General features: G+C 64.4%; 26 protein-coding genes. 13 read left to right on the top strand and 13 right to left on the bottom strand.

Translation table 11 applies throughout. The features are described 5' to 3' along the window. The first annotated feature begins 101 nt into the window (after nt 1-101). The 10 genes from MB818_RS01365 to MB818_RS01325 all read left to right on the top strand — a co-directional run bounded on the left by MB818_RS01365 (nt 102) and on the right by MB818_RS01325 (nt 9329). Nucleotides 102-662 carry a DUF3305 domain-containing protein gene (locus MB818_RS01365; RefSeq protein ID WP_234136547.1) on the top strand — a complete coding sequence of 187 codons (561 nt, stop codon included), beginning with the start codon at nt 102-104 and terminating at the stop codon, nt 660-662. Further along, nucleotides 659-1288, top strand: a complete 630-nt coding sequence (locus MB818_RS01360; RefSeq protein ID WP_234136546.1) for a DUF3306 domain-containing protein — start codon at nt 659-661, stop codon at nt 1286-1288. Before MB818_RS01365 ends, MB818_RS01360 begins: the two co-directional genes overlap by 4 nt. A 3-nt stretch (nt 1289-1291) precedes the next feature. Beyond that, the gene (locus MB818_RS01355; RefSeq protein ID WP_234136545.1) at nt 1292-1903 is read left to right on the top strand and encodes a TorD/DmsD family molecular chaperone; all 612 of its coding nucleotides are present in this window, start codon (nt 1292-1294) and stop codon (nt 1901-1903) included. A 63-nt stretch (nt 1904-1966) separates the two neighbouring features. After that, a complete protein-coding gene (locus MB818_RS01350; protein WP_234136544.1) occupies nt 1967-2158 on the top strand; it encodes a ubiquinol-cytochrome c reductase iron-sulfur subunit N-terminal domain-containing protein in 192 nt (63 codons plus the stop codon). A gap of 106 nt (nt 2159-2264) precedes the next feature. Continuing rightward, nucleotides 2265-5159, top strand: coding sequence for a formate dehydrogenase subunit alpha (locus MB818_RS01345; protein WP_234136543.1), 2895 nt, complete (start codon nt 2265-2267; stop codon nt 5157-5159). Between the two features lie 12 nt (nt 5160-5171). Next, nucleotides 5172-5765, top strand: coding sequence for a formate dehydrogenase FDH3 subunit beta (gene fdh3B / locus MB818_RS01340; protein ID WP_011047528.1), 594 nt, complete (start codon nt 5172-5174; stop codon nt 5763-5765). Nucleotides 5766-5887: 122 nt separating this feature from the next. Continuing rightward, entirely contained in the window at nt 5888-7069 is a 1182-nt protein-coding gene (locus tag MB818_RS01335; RefSeq protein ID WP_234145112.1) for a formate dehydrogenase subunit gamma, read from the top strand. Next, a complete protein-coding gene (locus MB818_RS01330) occupies nt 7069-8334 on the top strand; it encodes a c-type cytochrome (RefSeq protein WP_238904002.1) in 1266 nt (421 codons plus the stop codon). The genes MB818_RS01335 and MB818_RS01330 overlap by 1 nt, the downstream gene beginning before the upstream one ends. Then, complete coding sequence (locus MB818_RS21950; RefSeq protein WP_255699818.1) at nt 8331-8456, top strand: hypothetical protein; 126 nt, start codon at nt 8331-8333, stop codon at nt 8454-8456. The genes MB818_RS01330 and MB818_RS21950 overlap by 4 nt, the downstream gene beginning before the upstream one ends. Beyond that, nucleotides 8457-9329 carry a substrate-binding domain-containing protein gene (locus MB818_RS01325; protein ID WP_234136541.1) on the top strand — a complete coding sequence of 291 codons (873 nt, stop codon included), beginning with the start codon at nt 8457-8459 and terminating at the stop codon, nt 9327-9329. A gap of 91 nt (nt 9330-9420) precedes the next feature. Here MB818_RS01325 and MB818_RS01320 read toward each other — a convergent pair whose 3' ends face one another. The 7 genes from MB818_RS01320 to MB818_RS01290 all read right to left on the bottom strand — a co-directional run bounded on the left by MB818_RS01320 (nt 9421) and on the right by MB818_RS01290 (nt 15693). Further along, a complete protein-coding gene (locus MB818_RS01320; RefSeq protein WP_234183656.1) occupies nt 9421-10236 on the bottom strand; it encodes an ABC transporter substrate-binding protein in 816 nt (271 codons plus the stop codon). 19 nt (nt 10237-10255) lie between these two features. Then, the gene (locus MB818_RS01315; RefSeq protein ID WP_238903619.1) at nt 10256-10990 is read right to left on the bottom strand and encodes an ATP-binding cassette domain-containing protein; all 735 of its coding nucleotides are present in this window, start codon (nt 10988-10990) and stop codon (nt 10256-10258) included. Continuing rightward, nucleotides 10983-11696: an ABC transporter permease gene (locus MB818_RS01310; protein ID WP_234136538.1), complete on the bottom strand. Its 714-nt coding sequence runs from the start codon at nt 11694-11696 to the stop codon at nt 10983-10985. The genes MB818_RS01315 and MB818_RS01310 overlap by 8 nt, the downstream gene beginning before the upstream one ends. A 168-nt stretch (nt 11697-11864) precedes the next feature. Further along, nucleotides 11865-12851 carry an ABC transporter substrate-binding protein gene (locus tag MB818_RS01305; protein ID WP_234136537.1) on the bottom strand — a complete coding sequence of 329 codons (987 nt, stop codon included), beginning with the start codon at nt 12849-12851 and terminating at the stop codon, nt 11865-11867. Between the two features lie 72 nt (nt 12852-12923). Beyond that, the gene (locus MB818_RS01300; protein ID WP_234136536.1) at nt 12924-13769 is read right to left on the bottom strand and encodes an ABC transporter permease; all 846 of its coding nucleotides are present in this window, start codon (nt 13767-13769) and stop codon (nt 12924-12926) included. Nucleotides 13770-13863: 94 nt separating this feature from the next. Beyond that, complete coding sequence (locus MB818_RS01295) at nt 13864-14778, bottom strand: ABC transporter permease (protein WP_234136535.1); 915 nt, start codon at nt 14776-14778, stop codon at nt 13864-13866. Between the two features lie 111 nt (nt 14779-14889). Beyond that, nucleotides 14890-15693 carry an ABC transporter ATP-binding protein gene (locus tag MB818_RS01290; RefSeq protein WP_234175862.1) on the bottom strand — a complete coding sequence of 268 codons (804 nt, stop codon included), beginning with the start codon at nt 15691-15693 and terminating at the stop codon, nt 14890-14892. Between the two features lie 161 nt (nt 15694-15854). Between MB818_RS01290 and MB818_RS01285 the strand changes: the two genes are divergently transcribed. Then, the gene (locus MB818_RS01285) at nt 15855-16139 is read left to right on the top strand and encodes a cupin domain-containing protein (protein ID WP_234169948.1); all 285 of its coding nucleotides are present in this window, start codon (nt 15855-15857) and stop codon (nt 16137-16139) included. Nucleotides 16140-16144: 5 nt separating this feature from the next. On the opposite strand, the gene hydA is transcribed toward MB818_RS01285, so the two are convergent. From hydA to MB818_RS01270, 3 genes are all read right to left on the bottom strand, one after another. Beyond that, entirely contained in the window at nt 16145-17599 is a 1455-nt protein-coding gene (gene hydA / locus MB818_RS01280) for a dihydropyrimidinase (protein ID WP_234145105.1), read from the bottom strand. Between the two features lie 24 nt (nt 17600-17623). Continuing rightward, complete coding sequence (locus tag MB818_RS01275; RefSeq protein ID WP_234136531.1) at nt 17624-17941, bottom strand: hypothetical protein; 318 nt, start codon at nt 17939-17941, stop codon at nt 17624-17626. 83 nt (nt 17942-18024) lie between these two features. Beyond that, the gene (locus MB818_RS01270; RefSeq protein WP_238903616.1) at nt 18025-19275 is read right to left on the bottom strand and encodes a Zn-dependent hydrolase; all 1251 of its coding nucleotides are present in this window, start codon (nt 19273-19275) and stop codon (nt 18025-18027) included. 162 nt (nt 19276-19437) lie between these two features. On the opposite strand from MB818_RS01270, the gene MB818_RS01265 reads away from it, so the two are divergent. Continuing rightward, nucleotides 19438-20055 carry a TetR/AcrR family transcriptional regulator gene (locus MB818_RS01265; protein ID WP_234136529.1) on the top strand — a complete coding sequence of 206 codons (618 nt, stop codon included), beginning with the start codon at nt 19438-19440 and terminating at the stop codon, nt 20053-20055. On the opposite strand, the gene MB818_RS01260 is transcribed toward MB818_RS01265, so the two are convergent. Further along, the gene (locus MB818_RS01260; RefSeq protein WP_234136528.1) at nt 20036-21313 is read right to left on the bottom strand and encodes an MFS transporter; all 1278 of its coding nucleotides are present in this window, start codon (nt 21311-21313) and stop codon (nt 20036-20038) included. The two genes, MB818_RS01265 and MB818_RS01260, sit on opposite strands and share 20 nt — an antisense overlap. Nucleotides 21314-21430: 117 nt before the next feature. On the opposite strand from MB818_RS01260, the gene MB818_RS01255 reads away from it, so the two are divergent. Then, entirely contained in the window at nt 21431-21661 is a 231-nt protein-coding gene (locus MB818_RS01255) for a hypothetical protein (RefSeq protein WP_011047511.1), read from the top strand. 54 nt (nt 21662-21715) lie between these two features. On the opposite strand, the gene preA is transcribed toward MB818_RS01255, so the two are convergent. Both preA and MB818_RS01245 read right to left on the bottom strand, forming a co-directional pair. Further along, on the bottom strand, nt 21716-23020 hold the full coding sequence (gene preA, locus MB818_RS01250) for an NAD-dependent dihydropyrimidine dehydrogenase subunit PreA (protein WP_234136527.1): 1305 nt from the start codon (nt 23018-23020) through the stop codon (nt 21716-21718). A gap of 42 nt (nt 23021-23062) precedes the next feature. Next, the gene (locus tag MB818_RS01245) at nt 23063-24397 is read right to left on the bottom strand and encodes an NAD(P)-dependent oxidoreductase (protein WP_238903614.1); all 1335 of its coding nucleotides are present in this window, start codon (nt 24395-24397) and stop codon (nt 23063-23065) included. Nucleotides 24398-24529 lie beyond the last annotated feature (132 nt).

Below are 24529 nucleotides of genomic sequence, written 5' to 3'. Positions count from 1 at the left end.
AACTCTTCAGGCCAATCCGGGAAAAAGACTTGGCAGACCGGATATTCCGTCCCATAGTTTCCGGTACGGAAAGAAGGGGAGAGCTTTCCGGGGAGGAGCATGTGGCCCAGGCCGCCGGAATTCACATCGAGATGCCGCTGGGCGTTGTCGTCCGCAAAACACCGGGGGTGACCCGCTGGGCCCGGTGGTCGTGGCGCGCGGTTGCGGTGCTGCCCGGCGCGGGGCCCGCCGATTGGGCCGAGCTCCGGCGCGAGGGCGAGGCGGTCGAATATCACGCCGCCACCCTGCCGCTGACCCTCTGGGCCGCCGATGCCGAGGCCTACCGGATCAATCTGGCCGATGGCGTGCCCTCGATCTATCTGGTCCTGCGCGAAACCGACCAGGACGACCGTCCGCTCGACGCGGTGCTGGTCACCGCCTCGCCCTATGAGGGGCAGGACTATGCCGATACGGCGGACGATATCGTGGAAAAGATCCCGATGACGCCGGGCCTGGTGGCCTGGGTGCGCGATTTCACCTTGCAGCACCATCATGCCGAACCCTTTGTCAAACGGCGGCGCGACCGCAAGCGGGTGGACTTGGTCGAGGATGGACGCGGCGACGCGCGTATCCGGCAACAGGCCGATGTCTATCGCGCGCCAAGGCGGAAGGCGGTGCAATGAGCGCAAGGGGCGATTTCTGGAGCCGTCGCCGCGCCGGTGTCGCGGCCGAGGAGCGCGCCGAGGCGGCGGCGCTCGAACTGCGCGCCCGGGCCGAGGCGCAGGCCGCGCTGGAACAACAGGAAGATGCCGAGATCCTGGAGCGCCTCGACCTGCCCGATCCCGACCTGCTGCAACCGGGCGACGATGTCAGCCGCTTCATGAGCGAACTGGTGCCCGACCGTCTGCGCCGTCGGGCGCTGCGCCGTCTTTGGCGGCTGAACCCGGTGCTGGCCAATGTGGACGGGCTGGTGGATTACGGTGAGGACTTCACCGATGCGACCCGGGTGATCGAGGGGTTGCAGACCGCCTATCAGGTCGGCCGGGGCATGCTGCACCATGTCGAGGCGCTGGCGGCACAGGCCGAGGCCGAGACCGCCACGGATGCCAAAAAAGATACTTCGGACCCGCCCGCAGACGAGCCGCTGGCCATGGCCGCGACCGAGGCTGCGCCCGCAGCCGAGGCGGGCAACGAGGCGGTCCCCTTGCGGGACCCCGAGGCGCCCGCGCCCCCTGCCCCGGTCCTTGACGATGCCGCCGACACCGCCCCACCCGCGCCCCGGCGCATGCGCTTCACCTTCGAAGGATAAGGAATGACCCGGACCGAGACAGCCCCATCACCGATCAGCGACGAGGACCGCCTGCGCGCGGATTTCTACAACTTCCTCGGCTTGCTTCTGTCGGCCCCGCCCGACCAGCTGCTGCTCGACCAGATCGCGGGCCTCTCGGGGGACGAGACCGATCTGGGTCAGGCCATCGGCGCGCTGGCCCGGGTGGCGCGGGTGACCAAGCCCGCCGCGGCCGAACGCGAGTTCAACGCGCTCTTCATCGGGCTTGGGCGGGGCGAGCTTCTGCCCTATGCCAGCTATTACCTGACCGGCTTCCTGAACGAAAAGCCGCTGGCCCAGCTGCGCCAGGACATGGCCGCCCGCGCCATCACCCGCGCCCCGAACGTCTTCGAACCCGAGGACAATATCGCCTCGCTGATGGAGATGATGGCGGGCATGATCGTGGGCCGGTTCTCGGCCCCCGCCCCGCTGGCCGACCAGCGCCTGTTCTGGTCGCGCCATATCGGCCCATGGGCAGGGCATTTCTATTCGGATTTGGAAGGCGCCGAAGCGTCGGTCCTCTATGCCTCGGTCGGCTCCGCCGGCCGGGTGTTCATGGAGATCGAGCGCGAAGCCTTCCGGATGACGGCGGCCTGAGCCGCCTTTCGCCGGCATCCCCCGCCGGGGGTGCCAGACCCGCAAATGGAACAGGAGGTTTCCATGAGCAAGACCACCAGCGAAGACGGCGCCAGCCGCCGGGACTTCCTGAAACTGGCCGGAACGGCGGCTCCTGCGGCGGTGGCCGCGGCGGCCCTGGGGAGCGAGGCCGAGGCAGCGGCGCTGCCCACCGACGAGACCCGCCTTCAGGACACCGCGCATACCCGCGCCTATCTGGACAGCGCCCGTTTTTGACGAATGGACGCCGTCATCCCCCGGCAGACGGTTGCGTGAGGCCCTGACGCCGGTTCCAACAGGTACCAAGCCAGCCACATGATGTGGCCAGCACGGGAGGTAGAAGATGCTAAGGAAAAAGACCAACGGGGTTGCGCGACGCCCCCAGCGGAACTCGATCCTGTCCCAGGTCGGCGATAGCCATGTCGACCGCCGCGCGTTCCTGCGCGGTTCGGGTCTGGCGATCGGCGGCCTGGCCGCGATCAGCGCCACGGGCGGAACCGTGACGCAGGCCAGCGCCCAGACAGCCGCCGGATCGGCGGTTGAGACCGTGAAATCCGTCTGCACCCATTGTTCGGTGGGCTGCACCGTCGTCGCCGAAGTCAAGAACGGCGTCTGGATCGGGCAGGAGCCAGGCTGGGACAGCCCGTTCAACCTGGGCGCCCATTGCGCCAAGGGGGCCTCGGTCCGCGAGCACGCCCATGGCGAACGCCGCCTGAAATACCCGATGAAGAAAGAGGGCGGCGAGTGGAAGCAGATCAGCTGGGAACAGGCCATCGACGAGATCGGCGACGGCATGATGAAAATCCGCGCCGAAAGCGGCCCGGACAGCGTCTATTGGCTGGGTTCGGCCAAGCACAATAACGAACAGGCCTATCTGTTCCGCAAGTTCGCCGCCTATTGGGGCACGAACAACGTGGATCACCAGGCCCGTATCTGTCACTCGACGACCGTCGCAGGTGTTGCCAACACCTGGGGCTATGGCGCGATGACGAACAGCTATAACGACATCCACAATTCCAAGGCCATCTTCATCATCGGCGGCAACCCGGCCGAGGCGCATCCCGTCTCGCTGCTGCATGTGCTGAAGGCCAAGGAACAGAACAACGCGCCGCTCATCGTCTGCGATCCGCGCTTCACCCGCACGGCGGCCCATGCCGATGAATATGTGCGCTTCCGTCCCGGCACGGACGTGGCCCTGATCTGGGGTATCCTGTGGCACATCTTCGAGAACGGCTGGGAGGACAAGGAGTTCATCCGCACCCGTGTCTGGGGCATGGACCAGATCAAGGCCGAAGTGGCCAACTGGACACCCGAAGAGACCGAGCGCGTGACCGGCGTGCCCGGCAGCCAGTTGAAACGCGTCGCCCGTACCATGGCCAACAACCGTCCCGGCACCGTGATCTGGTGCATGGGCGGCACCCAGCACACCAATGGCAACAACAACACCCGCGCCTATTGCGTGCTCCAGCTGGCGCTGGGCAACATGGGTACCTCGGGTGGCGGCACCAACATCTTCCGCGGCCATGACAACGTGCAGGGTGCAACCGATCTGGGCGTGCTCAGCCACACCCTGCCCGGCTATTACGGCCTGACCGCAGGCGCCTGGGCCCATTGGGCGCGTGTCTGGGGCGAGGATCTGGACTGGCTCAAGGGACAGTTCGCATCGATCAAGGACAAGGATGGCAAGGACAAGCCGCTGATGAACGAAAGCGGCATCCCGGTCAGCCGCTGGATCGACGGCGTGCTGGAAGACCCCGCCAACATGGATCAGGACAACAATGTCCGTGCCATGGTGCTGTGGGGCCACGCGCCCAACAGCCAGACGCGCGGGCCGGAAATGAAGACGGCAATGGAAAAGCTCGACATGCTTGTCGTGATCGACCCCTATCCCACCGTCTCGGCCGTGATGCATGACCGCACCGACGGGGTCTATCTGCTGCCCGCGTGCACGCAGTTCGAAACCCGTGGCTCGGTCACCGCGTCCAACCGCTCGCTGCAATGGCGCGACAAGGTGGTCGATCCGCTGTTCGAAAGCCTGCCGGACGAGGTCATCATGGCCAAGTTCGCCAACAAGTTCGGCTGGGCCGACCGGCTGTTCCGCAATATCGAGATGGACGACCCGGAAACGCCCAATGTCGAGAGCATCACCCGCGAGTTCAACGCGGGGCTTTGGACGATCGGCTATACCGGCCAGTCGCCCGAGCGGATCAAGAGCCACATGGCCAATCAGCACACCTTCGACCGCACGACATTGCAGGCGGTGGGCGGACCCAACGATGGCGAATACTATGGTCTGCCATGGCCCTGCTGGGGCACGGCGGAGATGGGCCATCCCGGTACGCCGAACCTCTATGACATGTCCAAACCGGTGGCCGAGGGCGGGCTGTGCTTCCGCGCCCGGTTCGGGGTGGAACGCGACGGCGACAACCTGCTGGCCGAGGGCGTGTCGAACCCGGGCGCCGAAATTCAGGACGGATACCCTGAATTCACCATGCAGATGCTGATGGATCTGGGATGGGACGGCGATCTGACCGCCGAGGAACGTGCCGCCATCGACGCGGTGGCCGGACCCAAGACCAACTGGAAGACCGACCTTTCGGGCGGTATCCAGCGGGTGGCGATCAAGCATGGCTGCGCGCCCTTCGGCAATGCCAAGGCCCGCGCCGTGGTCTGGACCTTCCCCGACCCGATCCCGCTGCATCGCGAGCCGCTCTATACCAACCGGCGCGACCTTGTGGCGGATTATCCCACCTATGAGGACCGGCATGCCTATCGCCTGCCCACCCTCTATGCGTCGATCCAGAAGAACGACTTTTCAAAGGATTATCCGATAATCCTCACGTCGGGGCGTCTGGTCGAATACGAGGGCGGCGGGGAAGAGACCCGGTCGAACCCCTGGCTGGCCGAATTGCAGCAGGACATGTTCGTCGAGATCAACCCGCGCGATGCCAACAATCTGGGCATTCGTGACGGGCAACAGGTCTGGGTCGAAGGCCCCGAGGGCGGCAAGGTCAAGGTGATGGCGATGCTGACCGAACGGGTCGGCGCCGGCGTGGCCTTCATGCCGTTCCATTTCGGCGGTCACTTCCAGGGTGCCGATCTGCGCGAGAAATATCCAAAGGGCGCCGATCCCTATGTGTTGGGCGAGGCCTCGAACACCGCGCAGACCTATGGCTATGACTCTGTGACCCAGATGCAGGAGACCAAGGCCACTCTCTGCAAGATCTCGGCAGCGTAAGGAGGACTGAAAATGGCAAGAGCAAAGTTTCTCTGTGACGCCGAGCGCTGCATCGAGTGCAACGCCTGCGTGACCGCCTGCAAGAACGAGCACGAAGTGCCCTGGGGCATCAACCGCCGCAGGGTGGTGACGATCAATGACGGCAAACCGGGCGAACGCTCGATCTCGGTGGCCTGCATGCATTGTTCGGATGCCCCCTGTATGGCGGTCTGCCCGGTGGACTGCTTCTATCAGACCGAAGACGGTGTGGTGCTGCATTCCAAGGATCTGTGCATCGGCTGCGGCTATTGCTTCTACGCGTGCCCGTTTGGCGCGCCGCAATATCCGCAGGCGGGCAATTTCGGATCGCGCGGCAAGATGGACAAGTGCACTTTCTGCGCCGGTGGCCCGGAAGAGACCCATTCGACGGCCGAATTCGCCAAATACGGGCGCAATCGGATCGCCGAGGGCAAGCTGCCCATCTGCGCCGAGATGTGTTCCACCAAGGCGCTTCTGGCCGGTGACGGCGACGTGGTCTCGGCCATCTACCGCGAACGCGTTGTGGCGCGCGGTTTCGGCACCGGCGCCTGGGGCTGGGGCACGGCCTATGACCAGAAAGGCGGCTGACACCGTCAGACCCTGCGGCGCATGAACTTTGCGCCGCAGGACCAAGAATTTTCTGCGAAAATTCTCGCGCCGCCGCACTGTTTCGCGGTTTTCCGGCGGTGCGGATTGCACATGAGGTTCCGATGCCGGTTCTGCGACTTCTGATCTGTCTGCTCTGTCTTGCCCTGCCCGCCGTGGCGCAGGAGGCCACGCCGGATCGCTCCGCCACCGGCGGCGCCACCACGCTTGAGGACATTCTGGCCCGGCAACGTGGCGAGGTGGTTGATGATGCCTATCGCTCCACCAATACCGGCAGCCAGACAGCACCGCTCGAGGCGCAGTTGGGCGTACGCGGCGGCGCCTCGGACAGCGAGATTTACCGCGCCCTGCGCTATGGCGCGGCGGATGTCACCGTCTCGGCGCGCGGTCCCGCCGCCGATGTGATCATCCAGGACGATGGCATGTGGTGGCTGACCCTGCGCGAGGGCGCGCTGCGCGATTATGGCACCTATGCGCTGGGGGGCATGATCGTCGTGCTGGCCCTGTTCTATCTGCTGCGTGGCCGCATCCGCATCGACGGCGCCAAGACCGGGCGCAGCGTGACCCGCTTTGCCGCCTTTGAACGGTTCGGGCACTGGCTGTTTGCCGGGTCGTTCCTGGTGTTGGCAGCGTCGGGCCTGATCACGCTTTATGGCCGCGACGTACTGATCCCGCTCTTGGGCAAAGAGGCCTTTGCCACCCTCGCGCTGGCCTGCAAATGGGTGCATAACAACATCGCCTGGGCCTTCATGCTGGGACTGGCCATCGTGACGGTGAACTGGATCGCCCATAACATTCCCAACCGGCATGATCTGAAATGGCTGGCTGTGGGCGGTGGCCTGTTCAGCAAGGGGATGCATCCGCCCGCGAAGAAATTCAACGCGGGACAAAAGATCATCTTCTGGCTTTGCATCCTGCTGGGCCTGTCGATCTCTCTCTCGGGCCTTTCGCTGCTGTTTCCCTTTGAAATGCCGATGTTTGCCAAGACCTTTGCGCTGGCCAATGCCACCGGCCTGCCACAGGCCATGGGGCTGGCCCTGCCCGAGGTGATGACCCCGCATCAGGAAATGCAGTACGCTCAGCTCTGGCACCTGATCGTGGCCTTTGCGTTCATCACCATCATCATCGCCCATATCTATCTGGGCTCGCTGGGGATGGAGGGCGCGTTCGATGCCATGGGCTCGGGCGAGGTCGAGGAGCAATGGGCCCGCGAGCACCATTCGCTGTGGCTGGACGAGGTGAAATCGGCCGAGGCCAGCAAGGCCAGGCCCAGCCCGGCGGAATGATGCGGGCGCTGGCGCTCGTGCTGCTGCTCTGGCCCGCCTGCGCGGCGGCAGAGTTCTTTACCCTGAAGGGTCACGGTGGGCCGATCATGGGCATCGCCGTCGGCCCGGACGGGCAGATCGCCACCGCCAGTTTCGACAATTCCGTGGGGCTATGGACCGGGCGGGCGCCGCATTGGTTCGAAGGGCACGAGGCCGCCGTCAACACGGTAGCGTTTCAGGGCGGCGTGCTCTACTCGGCGGGCGACGATTTCACCCTGCGCCGCTGGCCCGAGGGCACCGTGCTGGGCCGCCACAAGGGCAAGATCACCGGTCTTGCCCTGTCGGACACCCATGCCGCCACCGCCAGCTGGGACGGCACCATCGGCCTCTGGCCGCTGGACGGCGCGGCGCCGCGCAGCCTCGATGCCGGCAGCGGCGTGAATGCGGTCGTCTTCTCTCCCGATGGCGCGCAGCTTTATTCCGCTGGCATGGATGGCGTGCTGCGGCTTTGGGATGTTGCGAGCGGCAGCGAGCTGCGCCAGATCACCCGCCACGGGTTCGGCATCAACGAGATCGTTCTGAATGCACCCGATGGCTGGCTGGCCTATGGCGCGGTCGATGGGGTGACGCGGGTCATCGACCTTGCCACCGGGGCCGAGCGCGACTTCACCCTCGACCGTCGCCCGGTTCTGGCGCTGGCACTCAGCCCTGACCGCAGCCAGCTCGCTGTGGGCGATGGCGAGGGCTATATCATGGTGATCGACACGGACAGCTGGCGCATCGCCCGCGATTTCCGCGCCACCCTGCGCGGCCCGGTCTGGGCGCTGGCCTTTTCGCCCGATGGCGCGAATATCCACGCCGGTGGGATCGACGATACGATGTACAGCTGGCCGGTGGCCTCGCTCTCGGAACATGGCAAGATGGCAAGCGGCGAGCGCAGCTTTCTGAAATCCCCCGAGGACATGGACAACGGCGAGCGGCAGTTTGCCCGCAAATGCTCGATCTGCCACGCGCTGACAGCGGATGGCGGACGCCGGGCCGGTCCCACTCTCTACCAGATATTCGGCCGCCGTGCGGGCACCCTGCCCGGCTATCTCTATTCCGACACTCTGGCGGGGTCGGAGATCGTCTGGACCGAAGACAGCATCAATTCGCTTTTCGATCTGGGCCCGGACCATTACATTCCGGGATCGAAGATGCCCATGCAACGGATCACCGGCGCCCAGGACCGCGCCGACCTGATCGCCTATCTGCGCCGGGCCACCCTGGCAAAGGAGCAGCCATGAAAGCCTTTCTCAGCGCCGTTGTCCTGATGGCCATCATCACCGTCGCCGCGCCGCAGATTCTGAACCGTGCGGGCTTTTCCGCCGCTGAACGCGGCACCGGCGCGGATGTGCGTCTCGACTGAATGGCCGAGTTCCTGACCACCCGCGAGCTGGCCGACCTGCTCAGGATCGGCGAGCGCAAGGCCTATGACCTCGCCGCCTCGGGCGAGGTGCCGCATGTGCGCGCCATGGGCAAGCTGCTGTTTCCCCGGGCCGAGGTACTGGCCTGGCTCAACGCCTCGCGCGCGGGGCCGCAGGTGGCCGAGCCGCCCCTGCCCCCGATCCTGGCGGGCAGCCATGACCCGCTGCTCGACTGGGCGCTAAGGGAAAGCGGCGCCGGGCTGGCCACCTATTACGACGGCTCCTTCGACGGCCTGATCCGGCTGAAAGAGCGCAGCGCTCAGGCCGCTGCGCTGCATATCCGCGAGGCAGACGGGTTCAACACCACATCCCTGAGGGACGCCGTCGGAGAGGCGCCGGTGGTGCTGATCGAGATCGCGCGGCGCCAGCGCGGATTGCTGCTGGCACCCGGGATCACCGGCATCAGAGGGATCGCCGATCTGCGCGGACGCAAGGTTGCAATGCGCCAGGCCAGCGCCGCCAGCCAGCACCTTTTCCTTGCCGAGCTGGAGAAACTGGGCCTCTCCCCCGCCGATCTCGCGCCAGACCCCACCTGCGCCCGCACCGAAGAGGACCTCGCCCAGCTGCTGCAATCGGGCAAGGCCGAGGCGGGATTTGGTCTGGGGGCCCTTGCGTCGCCCCACGGTCTTGGCTTCATCCCCACCCATGAAGAGCGGTTCGACCTGGCGATCTGGCGCCGCGCCGTATTCGATCCACCGATGACCCGGCTGATGGCCTTCCTGCGAAGCCCCGCCTTTGCCGCCCGCGCAGCCGAGATGGGGGGCTATGACCTCAGCGGCCTTGGCACCGTCCATCACAACGGCGCCAGCGGCTGACTGCATAATCCCCCTTCATTCCGCCCAAAATACTCCCGCCGGAGGCGAGATTTTTCGTCGAAAAATCTCTCCCTGCCGCAGCCGTGCCGGACTATTTCGCGTTGGGAAAGAACAGCTGCTGGCCGTCCAGCGTATAGCCCGCGATCGCCGCCTGCCCGTCCGCGCCGGTCAGCCAGTCGACGAACCGCTGCCCGGCTTCGGCCTTGACGCCGGGATGCTTCTCGGGGTTGACCAGGATCACCCCATACTGGTTGAACAGCCGCGCGTCGCCCTCGACCGCGATCACAAGGTCACCCTTGTTGGCAAAGGCGATCCAGGTGGCGCGATCGGTCAGCGCATAGGCGCCCATGCCGGCCGCCAGGTTCAGCGTCGCCCCCATGCCCGAACCGGTCTCTCGATACCAGCCGCCCGAGGCAGCAGACACGTCGATACCCGCGCTCTGCCAGTGGCGCAGCTCGGCCTTATGGGTGCCGCTGTCATCCCCGCGCGAGGCAAAGGGCGCCTCAACCTCTGCAATCGCGCTCAGCGCCGCCACGATATCGCTGCCACCGCGCACGCCCGCCGGGTCCGAGGCCGGGCCGACCAGCACGAAATCGTTGTACATCACATCGAGGCGTTCGACACCCCAGCCCTCGGCCACGAATTTCTCCTCGGCCGCCCTGGCATGCACCAGCAGCACATCGCCATCACCATTGGCGGCGTTCTTGATCGCCTGGCCGGTGCCCACCGCGACCACCCGCACCTCGATCCCGGTCTCGGCCTCGAACGCGGGCAGAATATGGTCCAGCAGGCCCGAATTCTGGGTAGAGGTAGTGGATTGCACCACGATGAACTCTCCCGCCTGCGCCAGAGTGCCTGCCATCAGGCCAAGCGCAAGCGCGCTCGCGCGGAAAACACTTCCGATCATGTCCAGTCTCCGTAAAGGTTCAGAAAATCAGCTCTCCGGCCAGGAACCGACGCACCGCGCCGCTGGCCGGGTCATCCAGCACCTGAGCGGCAGGTCCGTGTTCCACCACCTCCCCGCCCATCATCACCACCACATCCGCCGCCAGCCGCCGGGCCTGGCCGATGTCATGGGTTACCATCACGATCCGCACGCCACGGGCGCTGGCGCGCAGCACCAGCGATTCGACCGCCTGGGTCGCGCCCGGGTCCAGCGCGCTGGTGGGTTCGTCGAGGAACAGCACCTCGGGTTCGGTGGCCAGCGCACGCAGGATCGCCAACCGCTGCGCCTCGCCCACAGACAGCGAGCGGGCCCCCTGGCGTGCGCGCGACGGCAATCCGCCCTCGGCCAGCAACGCCGCGATCCGGGCCTGACGCTGCGCCCGGTTCAGACCCCGGCGGCGCAGGACGAAATCGAGATTGCCCGCCACCGAGCGGCGCAGCATCACGGGCCGCTGGAAGACCATGGCCTGGCTGGCCCGCTCCTCGGCGTCAAGCGCGCGCCCATTCTGCCGCACCGTCCCGGCATCGGCCTGGATCAACCCATGCAGGCAGCGCAACAGCAGGCTCTTGCCCGCCCCGTTCGGTCCCAGGATCACCGTAGGCCCCGGCCCGCCCAGCCTCAGATACGGCACATCCAGCAGGCTCTGGCCACGACGCGAAATGCGCAAGCCCTGCGTCTCGATCACCAGTCCGCTTTCCTCGACCAGATCACGCATGGGCCAGCGCCTCGGCACGGCTGCGCGCGCCCAGCAGGCTGACCAGCGCATTGACCGCGACGGCAATCCCGATCAGGACCGCCCCAAGCGCCAACGCCAGCGCCAGATTGCCCTTGGAGGTCTCAAGCGCGATCGCGGTGGTCATCACTCGGGTCACATGGTTGATATTGCCGCCAACGATGATCACCGCGCCCACCTCGGCAATGGCACGGCCAAAACCAGCCAGCAGCGCGGTCAGCAACGCCACCCGCCCGTCCCACAACAGCACCGGCACCGTGGCCAGCCGCGAGAGGCCCAGGCTGCGCATCTGTTCGGCATATTCGGCATCCAGCATCTCGACCACCTGACGGGTCAAGGCGGCGATGATCGGGGTAACCAGAACCACCTGCGCGATGATCATGGCTGTTGGCGTATAAAGCAGTTGCAGCACGCCAAGCGGGCCCGAGCGCGACAGCATGAGATAGACAATCAGCCCGACCACAACCGGTGGCAGCCCCATCAGCGCATTGACCAGCACCACCATCGCGCGGCGACCGGGAAACCGCCCGACGGCCAGCGCAGCCCCCAGCGGCATCCCGATCAGAGCCGCGCAGAGGACCGCAAAAAGCGACACGCGCAGCGACAGGCCCACGATCCCGAGCAACTCGGAATCACCAGCCAGGACTAGGGTAAACGCAGCCTGCATTTCTTGCGCAAAATTTTGCATTTTATTCCAACTTGGATGGACCTGCGATCATTGAGGTGCATTTTGCAACTCAATGCATATCACGCCCTCGTATCCCGTCCCAACCAAAACCGACATCCGCGCACGAAAAAGCGCGGCCCCAAACGGGACCGCGCCTGCCGAGGTCGCCCCGGCGTAGCTTTCCAGACGTTACTTCAGTGCCGCGTCGGTGATCTCGTGGGTCCAGGCGCCCTCGGGCGTCTTGGTGATCACAGGGTCCGAGCCGCCTGCCAGCAGCGTGGCAACCGTGCGGTCGAAGTCGGCCGGATCCAGCGCGCCGTTCGACCCGGCGGTCAGCTTGGCGATCTCACCCATCATGCGAACCTGATGCGCCTCGGTCTGGGCACCGGTGGCGTCATTGTCCAGAACGATGCCCGCGGCCTCGTCCGGGTTGGCCTCGGCATATTTCCAGCCTTTCATCGAGGCACGCACAAAGCGGGTCATCTTGTCCTTGAACGCGTCGTCCTTGAGGTTGTCCTCGAGCACATAGATGCCGTCCTCCAGCGTGGCGACACCCATGTCCTCGTATTTGAAGGTCACCAGTTCGTCCTCGCTGACACCGGCATCCAGCACCTGACCATATTCGTTATAGGTCATGGTCGAGATGCAATCGGCCTGACGTTGCAGCAGCGGATCGACGTTGAAACCCTGCTTCAGCACGGTCACACCGTCGGCACCGCCATCGGTGCTGATCCCCTCCTGGCTCATCCAGCTCAGGAACGGGTATTCATTGCCAAAGAACCAGACACCGATGGTCTTGCCCTTGAAATCCTGCGGTCCGGTGATGCCGGTATCCTTCCAGCAGGTCAGCATCAGGCCCGAGGATTTGAAGGGCTGCGCGATATTCACCACCGGCAGGCCCTTTTCCCGCGCCGCCAGTGCCGAGGGCATCCAGTTCAGCATCGCATCGGCGCCGCCACCGGCCAGCACCTGCGGCGGGGCGATGTCGGGGCCGCCGGGCAGGATGGTGACATCCAGACCCTCTTCGTCGTAATAGCCCTTGTCCAACGCCACGTAATAGCCGGCGAACTGCGCCTGGGTGACCCATTGCAGTTGCAGCTTGACCTCGTCCGCCGCCAGGGCCGGACCAGCCGCCAGGGCCAGGGCAAGCGCCGCGCCATTCAACAGTTTCTTCATGATTTCACTCCTTGTTGGTTGTTCAATTCTGTGCCCCGGTTCGGTCCGGGATCTTGTCGCATATCTGTCAGCCTAGCGTCTCTGCGAGGGGTGCCAAAAGGTGACATGATGTTCGATCAGCGCCACCAGCCCATAGAACAGCGTTCCCGCCAGCGCCGCCACCACGATTTCGGCCCAGACCATGTCCAGCGCCAGTTGTCCGACACTGGTCGAGATACGGAACCCCATGCCCAATGTCGGCGAGCCGAAGAACTCGGCCACGATCGCCCCGATCAGGGCCAGCGTGGTCGAGATTTTCAAACCGTTGAAGATGAAGGGCATTGCCGCCGGCAGCCGCAGCTTGAAGAAGCTCTGCCAATAGCTCGCCGCATAGGTCTCCATCAGGTCGCGCTGCATCGACGTGGTCTCGCGCAGGCCCGCCACGGTGTTGACCAGCATGGGAAAGAATACCATCACCACGACCACGGCGGCCTTCGACTGCCAGTCGAAGCCGAACCACATCACCAGGATCGGTGCAGTGCCAACGATGGGCAGGGCCGCCACGAAATTGCCCACCGGCAACAGGCCCAGCCGCAGGAACTCGGACCGGTCCACCGCAACCGCCATCAGGAACGCGGCACCGCAGCCGATCAGATAGCCGCTCAGTGCCCCCTTGACGAAGGTCTGTACGAAATCCGCCCAGAGGATCGGCAGGCTACCCGCGAACCGCGCCGCGATCAGCGAGGGCGCGGGCAGGATCACCAGCGGCACCTCCAGGCCCCGTACCACCAGTTCCCACACGATCAGGATCGTCGCGCCAAAAATCAGCGGCACCGCCAGTTGCACCGAACGGGTCTCGGCCTGCGGACCCTCGGCCAGCCGCGTGTTCAGCCACCAGGCCGCGCCCCAGACGAGCAAGGCCACCAGAACCAGCATCATCCGCGCATCCCCCCAATCTTCTTCTGTTCCAAAATACCTCGGGGGAGTCGCGCCTGCGCGACGGGGGCAGCGCCCCCCCTATGCCGTGCCATCCTCATGCCATCCCCATCCGCTTCAGAACCAGCCGCTCTATCACCCCCAGCAGCCCCACCAGACAGGCCGCCAGGATCGCCGCCCCGAACAGGGCCGACCAAATCTGTACGGTCTGACCATAATAGCTGCCCGCCAGCAGCCGCGCGCCCAGACCTGAAACCGCTCCGGTCGGCAACTCACCCACGATGGCCCCGACCAGCGAGGCCGCGATCCCGATCTTGAGCGAGGCAAAGAGATAAGGCATCGAGGCCGGCAGGCGCAGTTTCCAAAAGGTCTCGCCCTTCGAGGCATTGTAGGTTCTCAGCAAGTCAAGCTGCATCGCATCGGGGCTGCGCAACCCCTTGACCATACCGACCACGACCGGGAAAAAGCTCAGATAGGCCGAGATCACCGCCTTGGGGATGATCCCCTGAACACCCACCGAATAGAGCACCACGATGATCATCGGCGCCAGCGCGATGATCGGAATGGTCTGGCTGACGATGGCCCAGGGCATCACCGACATGTCCATGACACGCGAATGCACGATCCCCACCGCCAGCAACACACCCAGAACGGTGCCGATGCCGAACCCCAGCAATGTAGCGCTCAGCGTTACCCAGCCATGATAGACAAGGCTGCGTTTCGAGGTGATCTTCTTCATCACCGTGGTGTCCCACAGTTCGATCGCCACCTGATGGGGCGCCGGCAAGCGCGGACGCTCCTGCGCCCAGGTCTCGGGCACGGCAAACCCGTTCCTCAGCGCCAGCGAAACACCGCTCATCTCGCGCCGGGCGGCAGCATCGGACGGCTCCACCACCGCCCCGCCGCGTTCCGCCGTCACCAGCACACCGTGAATGTTCATCGGCACGCAGGCCGCATACCAGAGCCCAACGATCGCAGCGAGGACGGTCAGAACCGCAAGCAGAGATTTCATGCCGTCCCTCCCCACGCGCGCAACTCCGATTTCCTGCAAGGAAATCGGGCCGGAATTCGTGCCGAATTCCGGTTCCGCCCGGCCTCGTCGCCGCGCATCCAGAAACCCAGCTCAGTCATCGGCATGCCCCGCCCTGAGACCCTCGCGCACGCGATGCGCGACCTCTATGAACTCCTTGCTGTCCCGAATATCCAGCGGCCGCTCCCTGGGCAGCGGGCTTTCGATCACATCGGTGATCCGGCCCGGGCGCGGGCTCATCACCACGATCTTGGTCGACAGATAGACCGCCTCGGGAATCGAATGGGTGACGAACCCGATGGTCTTGCCGGTCCGCGCCCAAAGCGCCAGCAACTGCTCGTTCAGGTGATCGCGCACGATCTCGTCCAGCGCCCCGAACGGCTCGTCCATCAGCAGGATATCGGCGTCGAAGGCCAGTGCGCGGGCGATGCTGGCGCGCTGCTGCATTCCGCCCGACAGCTGCCAGGGAAACTTGCCGCCAAACCCAGCCAGATCAACGAGTTCCAGGACTTTTCTCACCCGTTCTTCCTGCTCTTGCCGGGAAAACCCCATGATCTCGAGCGGCAGCTTGATATTCTTGGCGATGGTCCGCCACGGGTACAGACCCGCCGCCTGAAACACATAGCCATAGGCGCGCTTGCGCCGCGCCTCGTCGGGCGTCATCCCGTTCACCGTCAGGCTGCCACCGGTCGGCGTTTCCAGCGCCGCGATACAGCGCAGGAAGGTGGTCTTGCCACAACCCGACGGCCCGATGAAACTGACGAAATCGCCCTTGTTGATTTCCAGGTTCACGTCCTTGAGCGCGTGAACCGGGCCGTCATTTGTCTGAAACGTCAGATCCAGCCCCTTGGCCGAAACCACGCTTGACAACGCCGGCTGCTGCCCTGTCCCATTCATAGTGTCATTGTCCTGTTGGAGACCCCCGAGCGATGCCCGATCAGATGCCAGAAACCTGCCAAAAACTCCGCCTTGGCGAAACCTATGCCGGCAAGCAGGGGTTCAATTATTTTCAAGGGATCGCACGCGAGACGACCGGAGCCCGATCCATTTGCATGCACATGTTGCGCATTCCGCCGGGTGGCAGGGCCAAGGCCCATCTGCACGCCGACCACGAGACCGCGATCTACGTGATCGAGGGCTCGGCGGTCATGTACTGGGGCCCTGCGCTGGAACACCGGATGGAGACCAATGCGGGCGATCTGATCTATATCCCCGCCGGTGTCCCGCACCTGCCGATCAACACCGGCCAGACCGAGGCCGTCGCAATCCTGGCCCGCACCGATCCGCACGAGCAGGAGAGTGTCGTTCTCCTGCCCGAACTGGATGCGCTTGTGCCCGAATAGGCGCATCAGACCCCCGTCGCCGGAATGCCCGACCGTTCCACCGGACGCGGTGCGGTCAGTTCTTTCCAGCTGCTCAGCGCCCGGTTCACGGGCGTGTTCGCCTCGCGCGCCACGAACTTGCCATGGCCCTCCTGGGTGCGGATCTCGCCATCATGCACCGCCACCTGGCCGCGCGTCAGGGTAAAGCGCGGCAGGCCTTTGACCTCCTTGCCTTCGAACACGTTATAGTCGATGGCCGATTGCTGGCTGCCTGCGCTGATCGTCTTGGATTTCTCCGGATCCCAGACCACCAGATCGGCGTCGGCACCGACCAGAACCGCACCTTTTTTCGGATAACAATTCAATATCTTGGCGATATTTGTTGATGTAACCGCCACAAATTCGTTCGGCGTCAGGCGACCGGTCGCCACCCCATGAGTCCACAGCATCGGCATCCGGTCCTCCAGCCCGCCGGTGCCATTGGGGATCTTGGAAAAATCACCCACGCCATAGCGTTTCTGCTCGGTGGTAAAGGCGCAGTGATCGGTAGCCACCACGCTCAGCGAACCCGATTGCAGCCCCGCCCACAGGCTGTCCTGATGCTGCTTGTTGCGGAAGGGCGGTGACATCACGCGCCGTGCCGCATGATCCCAGTCGGGGTGGAAATACTCGCTCTCGTCCAATGTCAGATGCTGGATCAGCGGCTCGCCCCAAACCCGCTTGCCTTGCATGCGGGCGCGCCGGATCGCCTCGTGGGATTCCTCGCACGAGGTATGCACCACATAAAGCGGCACACCGGCCATATCGGCGATCATGATGGCGCGGTTGGTCGCCTCGCCCTCGACCTGAGAGGGGCGCGAATAGGCATGCGCTTCGGGCCCGGTATTGCCCTCGGCCAAGAGGCGCGCGGTCATCTCGGCCACCACATCGCCGTTCTCGGCATGGACCATGGCAATGCCACCCAGTTCGGCCAGGCGGTTGAACGAGGCGAACAGCTCGTCATCGTTCACCATCAGCGCGCCCTTGTAGGCGAGGAAATGCTTGAACGTGTTGATCCCGCGCGTCTCGATCACGGTCTTCATGTCGTTGAAGACCTGCTCGCCCCACCAGGTCACCGCCATGTGGAAGGAATAATCGCAATTGGCCCGGGTCGATTTGTTGTCCCAGCGCTTGATCGCGTCCAGCAGGCTCTCGCCCTGATTGGGCAGGCAGAAATCCACCACCATCGTGGTTCCGCCCGCCAGCCCGGCGCGGGTGCCGCTCTCGAAATCGTCGCTGGAATAGGTGCCCATAAAGGGCATCTCCAGATGCACATGGGGATCGATGCCGCCGGGCATCACGTAACAGCCGGTGGCGTCCAACTCCTTGTCACCGCTCAGCCCCGGGCCGATTTCGGTGATCACGCCGTTCTCGATCCGCACATCCGCCTTATAGGTCAGATCGGCGGTGACAACGGTACCGTTCCTGATGACTGTGCTCATTTGCTTGAACTCCCTGTTTTCTTGTCAGACCGACCCGAAACAGCCGATCGCATTGCCATGCACCCCGATATCCAGCGGCCCGAACGGCCCCTCGACACAGAGCGAGAAACATCCCGCCTGCGGCAGGTAGACGACCAGGTAGGGGCCATTCGGCCGCGTGACCGCCCAACCCTGCCCCATCACGCCGCCGCTGAACTGCACTTCCACAACCTCCGGCTCTTGCCGCAAAGCCGCGAAATCGCGCAGCGTGGCCCGACCCACCGCATCCAATGGCGCGTTCGAAAGATCGGCCTCAACTGCCGCCCTCACCCGTTTGCGCATTATGGCCGTGTCCGGCACCATCCCCTGTCCTTCATTTCGCCGAAAATACTCCGGGGGGTTCGGGGGGCAGCGCCCCCCGCTGGTCCGGGGGCATCGCCCCCGGATCACTCCACGATTTCCGCCGTCTCCACCACCGCATGGAACAGCACATCCGTACCAGCAGCGGCCCAGTCCTTCGATATCTCCTCGGCCTCGTTATGGCTCAGCCCGTCGACGCAGGGACACATCACCATAGCCGTCGGCGCCACCCGGTTGATCCAGCAGGCATCGTGGCCAGCGCCCGAGATGATGTTCATATGGCTGTATCCCAGCCGCTCGGCCGCATTGCGGATGGCCGAGACACAGCCCTCGTCAAAGGCCACCGGGTCAAAGCCGCCCACCTTCTCAAAGGCGATCTCCAGCCCCATCGCATCGGCGATCCTCTGGCCCTCGACGCGCAGCCGCGCCTCCATATCCTCGATCACCGACAATTCGGGACTGCGGAAATCCACCGTGAACACCACCTTGCCCGGGATCACGTTGCGCGAGTTCGGGTAAACGTCGATGTGACCCGCCGCCCCCACCGCATGGGGCGCGTGGCTCAGCGCAATCTCGTCCACCTTTTCCAGCACCCGCGCCATGCCCAGCCCGGCATTGCGCCGCATCGGCATCGGGGTCGAGCCGGTATGGGCGTCCTTGCCGGTGATCGTGACCTGTGTCCAGCTAAGCCCCTGGCCATGGGTGACAACGCCGATATCCTTGCCCTCGGCCTCCAGGATCGGCCCCTGTTCGATATGCAGTTCGAAAAACGCGTGCATCTTGCGCGCGCCCACCTCTTCCTCGCCACACCATCCGATCCGCGACAGCTCGTCGCCAAAGCTCTTTCCTTCGGCATCGGTGCGCGCATAGGCCCAGTCCTGCGTATGCATACCGGCAAACACCCCCGAACTCAGCATCGCGGGGGCAAAGCGCGTACCCTCCTCGTTGGTCCAGTTGGTGGCGACGATGGGGTGTTTGGTGCGGATGCCCAGGTCGTTCAGGGTGCGGATCACCTCCAGCCCGGCCAGAACCCCCAGCACCCCGTCATATTTGCCGCCCGTCGGCTGGGTATCCAGATGCGAGCCCACATAGACCGGCAGCGCATCCGGGTCGGTTCCCGCCCGCATGGCGAACATGTTGCCCATCTGGTCAAGCCCCATGGAACATCCCGCCGCCTCGCACCATTGCTGAAACAGCGCGCGGCCTTCGCCATCTTCGTCCGTCAGGGTCTGGCGGTTGTTGCCGCCCGCCACGCCAGGGCCGATCTTGGCCATCTCCATCAGACTGTCCCACAACCTGTCGCCGTTGATTCTGAGATTCTGTGCCGGAGCCGCCATACCTGTTCCCCTGTTGCTTGCTTTGCGTTCTTGCTGGCCTAGCTATTTGACCAACTGGTCAAACTCACGCTATCACGGGTTTGACACCAGTCAAGAAATAGCCGAGTTCCCCTGCAAGATTCCGTCACTTCGACGGGCAAGCGAAGGAAAAATCAGCAGATCATGCCTCAGGACCGCGCGCCGACCCGTATCCAGAAGAAAAACCGTGCCGCCATCCTGGACGCCGCGCTGAACGTATTCTCGGCGCATGGGTTCCGGGGCGCGACGGTGGATCAGATCGCCGCCGAGGCAGGGTTGAGCAAGCCCAACCTGCTCTACTATTTCCCGTCGAAAGAAGCGATGCACGAGGCCCTGCTGGCCGAGTTGCTCGATACCTGGCTGGATCCGCTGCGCGCGCTCGACGATCAGGGCGAGCCCCTGACCGAGCTTTTGGCCTATGTCCACCGCAAACTGGAGATGAGCCGCGATTACCCCCGCGAAAGCCGCCTGTTCGCCAACGAGATCGTACAAGGCGCCCCGCGCATTTATCAGGCCCTGAGCGAAGACCTGAAGGCGCTGGTCGATGACAAGGTGGCGTTGCTCGAAGCCTGGATGGCGGCGGGCCGGATCGCCCGCGTTCATCCCTATCACCTGCTGTTCTCGATCTGGTCGCTGACCCAGCATTACGCGGATTTCGACGTGCAGGTGCGTGCGGTTCTGGGCAACGAGGATCCCTTCGATGGCGCCGATGTGTTTCTCGATACACTCTACCGGCGACTGCTCAGCCCGCGTCCGGAGTAATCTCTGTTTTCTCAGTCTCGACCTCATCGGACTCACCGCTTGCCAGCGCCGCGGTTTCAGGCGTGGTGGCGCGGGCGGCGGGCGCGGGCACAAAGCTCGATTTGTCGGCCTCGTCCACCGGGGCGCGCAACAGGATCCGCAGGCCCGAGAACAGGATCAGCAGCACATGCGCCGCCGCCGAGGTCATGAACAGACCGGTTCCGCCCAGGGTCTCCATTCCGACCCCTGCCAGCAAGGGCCCCAGGATCGATCCAACCCCGTAAAGCATCAACAGTCCGCCGCTGACCTGAATCGCCTGATCCGCGGCGGCGTGATCGTTGGCATGGGCAATGATGATCGGATACATGGCATAGATCGCGGCGCCGAACAGCGAGGCCAGCACCAGGTTCAGCATCCGGGTTTCCGGCGACAGAGCGATAAAGACCATATCGACCGCCAGTGCCAGGGCCGCGACAGCGATCAGCACCGCGCGCCGGTCCAGCCGGTCCGACAACCAGCCGATCGGGATTTGGGACACCGCGCCCGCCAGCACCGGCAGGCTGGCAAACAGCGCCACCGTCGTAAGCGCCAGCCCGATCCCATCGGCATAGACCGCCGACAGGGTGCCAAAGGCGCTGTTCGACACGCCGACACACAGCACCCCGATCACCGCCACGGGAGAGTTGCGCCAGAGCGCCATCAGGTCAAGCCGGACACTGACCAGCGGTTTTGGCACCGCCTTGGAGGACATCGCCGTCGGCATCAGCGCCAGGCAGTAAAAGATCGCGGGCAGGACAAAGAACAGAAAGCCCGACGTATCACCCATCGTCAGCACCAGTTGCCCGGCGGTCGAGGCACCGAGGTTCACCATCGTATAGAGTCCGAAGATGCGACCGCGCGTGCTCGGCTCGGCCCGTTCGCTCAGCCAGCTTTCGACGATCATCGCCGCCCCGGCAAAGCAGAAACCAGACATGGCGCGCAGCGGAATCCAGGTCCAGGGCGTCAGCAGCAACAAAGACATCAGCACGGCGACCGCGGCAAATCCGGACATTACGCTGAAGGCGCGCACATGGCCGACCTTCCCCACCAGCCGCGGCGTATAGAAACATCCCGCGACATAGCCAAAAGCCCACCCCGTCCCCAGAAGACCAAGCGCCGAAGCACTGAACCCTTCCTGCGCGCCCCGGATCGGCAGAATCAGGCTGTTCATGCCCCCCGCGAAAAGCAGCAAGGCAGAGCCAAGCAACAAGGCACTTACGGGAAGAAGCTGACGTACCATGGGGACCTGCAGACTGAACACACCCTTGTCCCGAAGTACCCGCGCGGCGGCCTGGAGACAAGGCAAGGCCTTGGGGTGAATTCAGCCTTTCTTTACCATAACCTGCTGAGATGAGGCATGCAGACCCTGCCTCACCCCGATCAGGCCCGCCGCTGGCTGGAACAGATTTTTGCCACACGCGCCGTTCAACGCGGCGCGGTCGTCCGCAGATCCATCGCCTGGGTTGACCGCGAAGTCGGCAAGGAGCGCTTCCTGACTGAAATGCGCCGCAGGAACTTCCACGTGATCGAAACGGCGGATCAGTTCGTCGTGGTCTGCCACAACGGACCGATCCGCCTTCTTTTCTGAGAAAATTCGACGAATTTTCTCAAGCAGAGATTTTTCGTCGAAAAATCTCGGTCCTCACTCTGCCGCGCGTGCCATCGGGTTGTTGGGATGCGTGGTCCAGTTGGCATAATCGGCCTGCACCACCTTGCCGGTGCGCGGGTCTGTTTCGCCCGGCTGCATCGGCACCATCGAGATGCACCCCTCGATCGGGCAAACATCGACGCAGAGGTTGCAGGCGACGCATTCGTCATCCATCACCTCGAACACCCGCTCCTCGGACATGGAAATCGCCTGATGCGAGGTATCCTCGCAGGCGGCATAGCAGCGGCCACATTTGATGCACTGATCCTGATCGATCTTGGCCTTGGCGATGTAGTTCAGGTTCAGATACTGCCAATCGGTCACATTGGGCACCGCGCGCCCGACGAAATCGCTGACGCTGGTGTATCCCTTCTCATCCATCCACTGGCTGAGGCCGGATTTCATCTCTTCCACCACGCGGAAGCCATAGGTCATCGCCGCGGTGCAGACCTGCACTGTTCCACAGCCGAGGCTCATGAACTCGGCCGCGTCACGCCAGGTGGTCACCCCGCCGATGCCGCTGATCGGCAGTCCCTGCGTTTCCGGGTCGCGCGAGATCTCTGCCACCATGTTCATCGCAATCGGTTTCACCGCCGGACCACAATAACCGCCATGGCTGCCCTTGCCGTCGATCGAGGGTTCGGGGCTGAAGTTATCCAGGTTGACCGACGTGATGGAACTGATTGTATTGATGAGAGAAACCGCATCCGCACCGCCGTTTTTCGCGGCCCGTGCCGGATAGCGTATATCGGTGATATTGGGTGTCAGCTTCACGATCACCGGCTTGTCGTAATGGGTCTTGCACCAGCGCGTTACCATCTCGATATATTCGGGAACCTGGCCCACCGCAGCACCCATGCCACGCTCGCTCATCCCATGCGGGCAGCCGAAATTGAGCTCGATTCCATCGGCCCCGGTTTCAGCCACCCGCGGGAGGATCGCTTTCCACGCCGCTTCCTCGCAGGGCACCATGATCGACACGATCACCGCCCGGTCGGGGTAATCCGCCTTGACCCGCGCGATCTCTTCCAGGTTGGTTTCCAGCGGGCGGTCGGTGATCAGCTCGATGTTGTTGAGGCCCAACAGCCGCCGGTCGGCACCATAAATGGCGCCGTAGCGCGGGCCGTTGACGTTCACCACCGGCGGCCCTTCGGAGCCGAGCGTCTTCCACACGACGCCACCCCATCCGGCCTCAAAGGCGCGGCGAACGTTATACTCCTTGTCAGTCGGCGGCGCCGAGGCCAGCCAGAACGGGTTCGGGCTTTCGATGCCCAGAAAGTTTGTCTTCAAATCAGCCATTTATACGGCCTCCCTGATGTGCTTTCGCATCCTTTTTCGGTGTCACGCGCTTAGTTGTGCGTGGATGTCCATGGCGGCATCGCGGCCTTCGGCCACGGCGGTCACGGTCAGGTCCTCGCCGCCGCTGGCACAGTCGCCGCCGGCCCAGACCCCGGGCACCGAGGTGCGGCCCGACCCGTCGACCTTGATCTTGCGCCCGTCCAGTTCCAGCCCCTCTGGCGCGCCTTGCAGCGTCTGACCGATGGCCTTGAACACCTGATCGGCAGCCAAACGGATGGTCTCGCCCGTTCCGGTCACCGAACCGCCCGCGCTGGTGGTGTATTCCAGTTCGATCTCGACCGCCGCGCCATTTCCATGCACCGCCACCGGCATCACGTTGAACATCAGCCTGACGCCCTTGGAAGCGGCCAGATCCTGTTCGAAGCCGCTCGCCCCCATCTCGGCCCGCGAACGGCGATAGGCGACGGTCACGTTCTCGGCGCCCAGCAGTTTCGACTGCACGGCGGCGTCGATCGCAGTCATGCCGCCGCCAATCACCACCACGTTGCGCCCCACCGGCAGTGCAGACAGGTCGCCCGCCTGGCGCAGTTCGGCGATGAAATCGACCGCGTCGCGGACGCCCTCCTTGTCCTCGCCCGCCGCGCGCAGGGCGTTCACCCCGGCAAGGCCAATGGACAGGAATACCGCGTCATAGTCGGCGCGCAGCGCATCGAGCGTGAGGCCCTGCCCCAGGGCCGAGCCCTGCTCAACCGTGATGCCGCCGATTTGCAGCAGCCAGTCCACCTCGGCCCCGGCAAAGCCACCGGTCGCCTTGTAGGCCGCGATACCGAATTCGTTCAGCCCGCCTGCCTTGGGCCGCGCCTCGTGGATGACCACGTCATGGCCCAGCATCGCCAGACGATGCGCGCAGGCCAGGCCCGCAGGCCCTGCTCCAACAACCGCCACGCGCTTGCCAGTGGACGCCGCGCGGGTAAAAGGATGCACGCCGCGCGCCATCAGCGTATCGGTGGCATAGCGTTGCAGCCGCCCGATCTCGACCGGCTTGCCCTCGGCCGCCTCGCGCACGCAGGCCTCTTCGCAGAGCGTCTCGGTGGGGCAGACGCGGGCACACATGCCGCCCAGGATATTCTGCTCCAGAATGGTGCGTGCCGCTGCCTCGGGGTGGCCGGTCTGGATCTGCCGGATGAACAGCGGAATGTCGATCTCGGTCGGACAGGCCGTCTGACACGGCGCGTCGTAGCAGAAATAGCAGCGATCCGCAGCCACCGCCGCCTCATGCGGCGCATAGGCCGGATGCAGATCGTCGAAATTCGCGGCAAGTTCGTCGCTGGAAAGCCGCCCGGCGACAATGCCGGGAGCCATCTGGCCCTGTGCCATCGTTCTTCTCCCTGAAGATATGTTCGTTATTGGGGTCAGCTTGCCACATCCAGAAATTTTATCAACTGGTAAAATTTATCTTTCGGTCAAAAATGAAGAACCCGGACGAATTCGCCCGGGTCCGCAAGGCTG

The sequence above is a fragment of the Ruegeria alba genome (assembly GCF_022321465.1).
GTDB lineage: Bacteria > Pseudomonadota > Alphaproteobacteria > Rhodobacterales > Rhodobacteraceae > Ruegeria_B > Ruegeria_B alba.
This window is presented reverse-complemented; position numbering and strand designations above follow the sequence as displayed.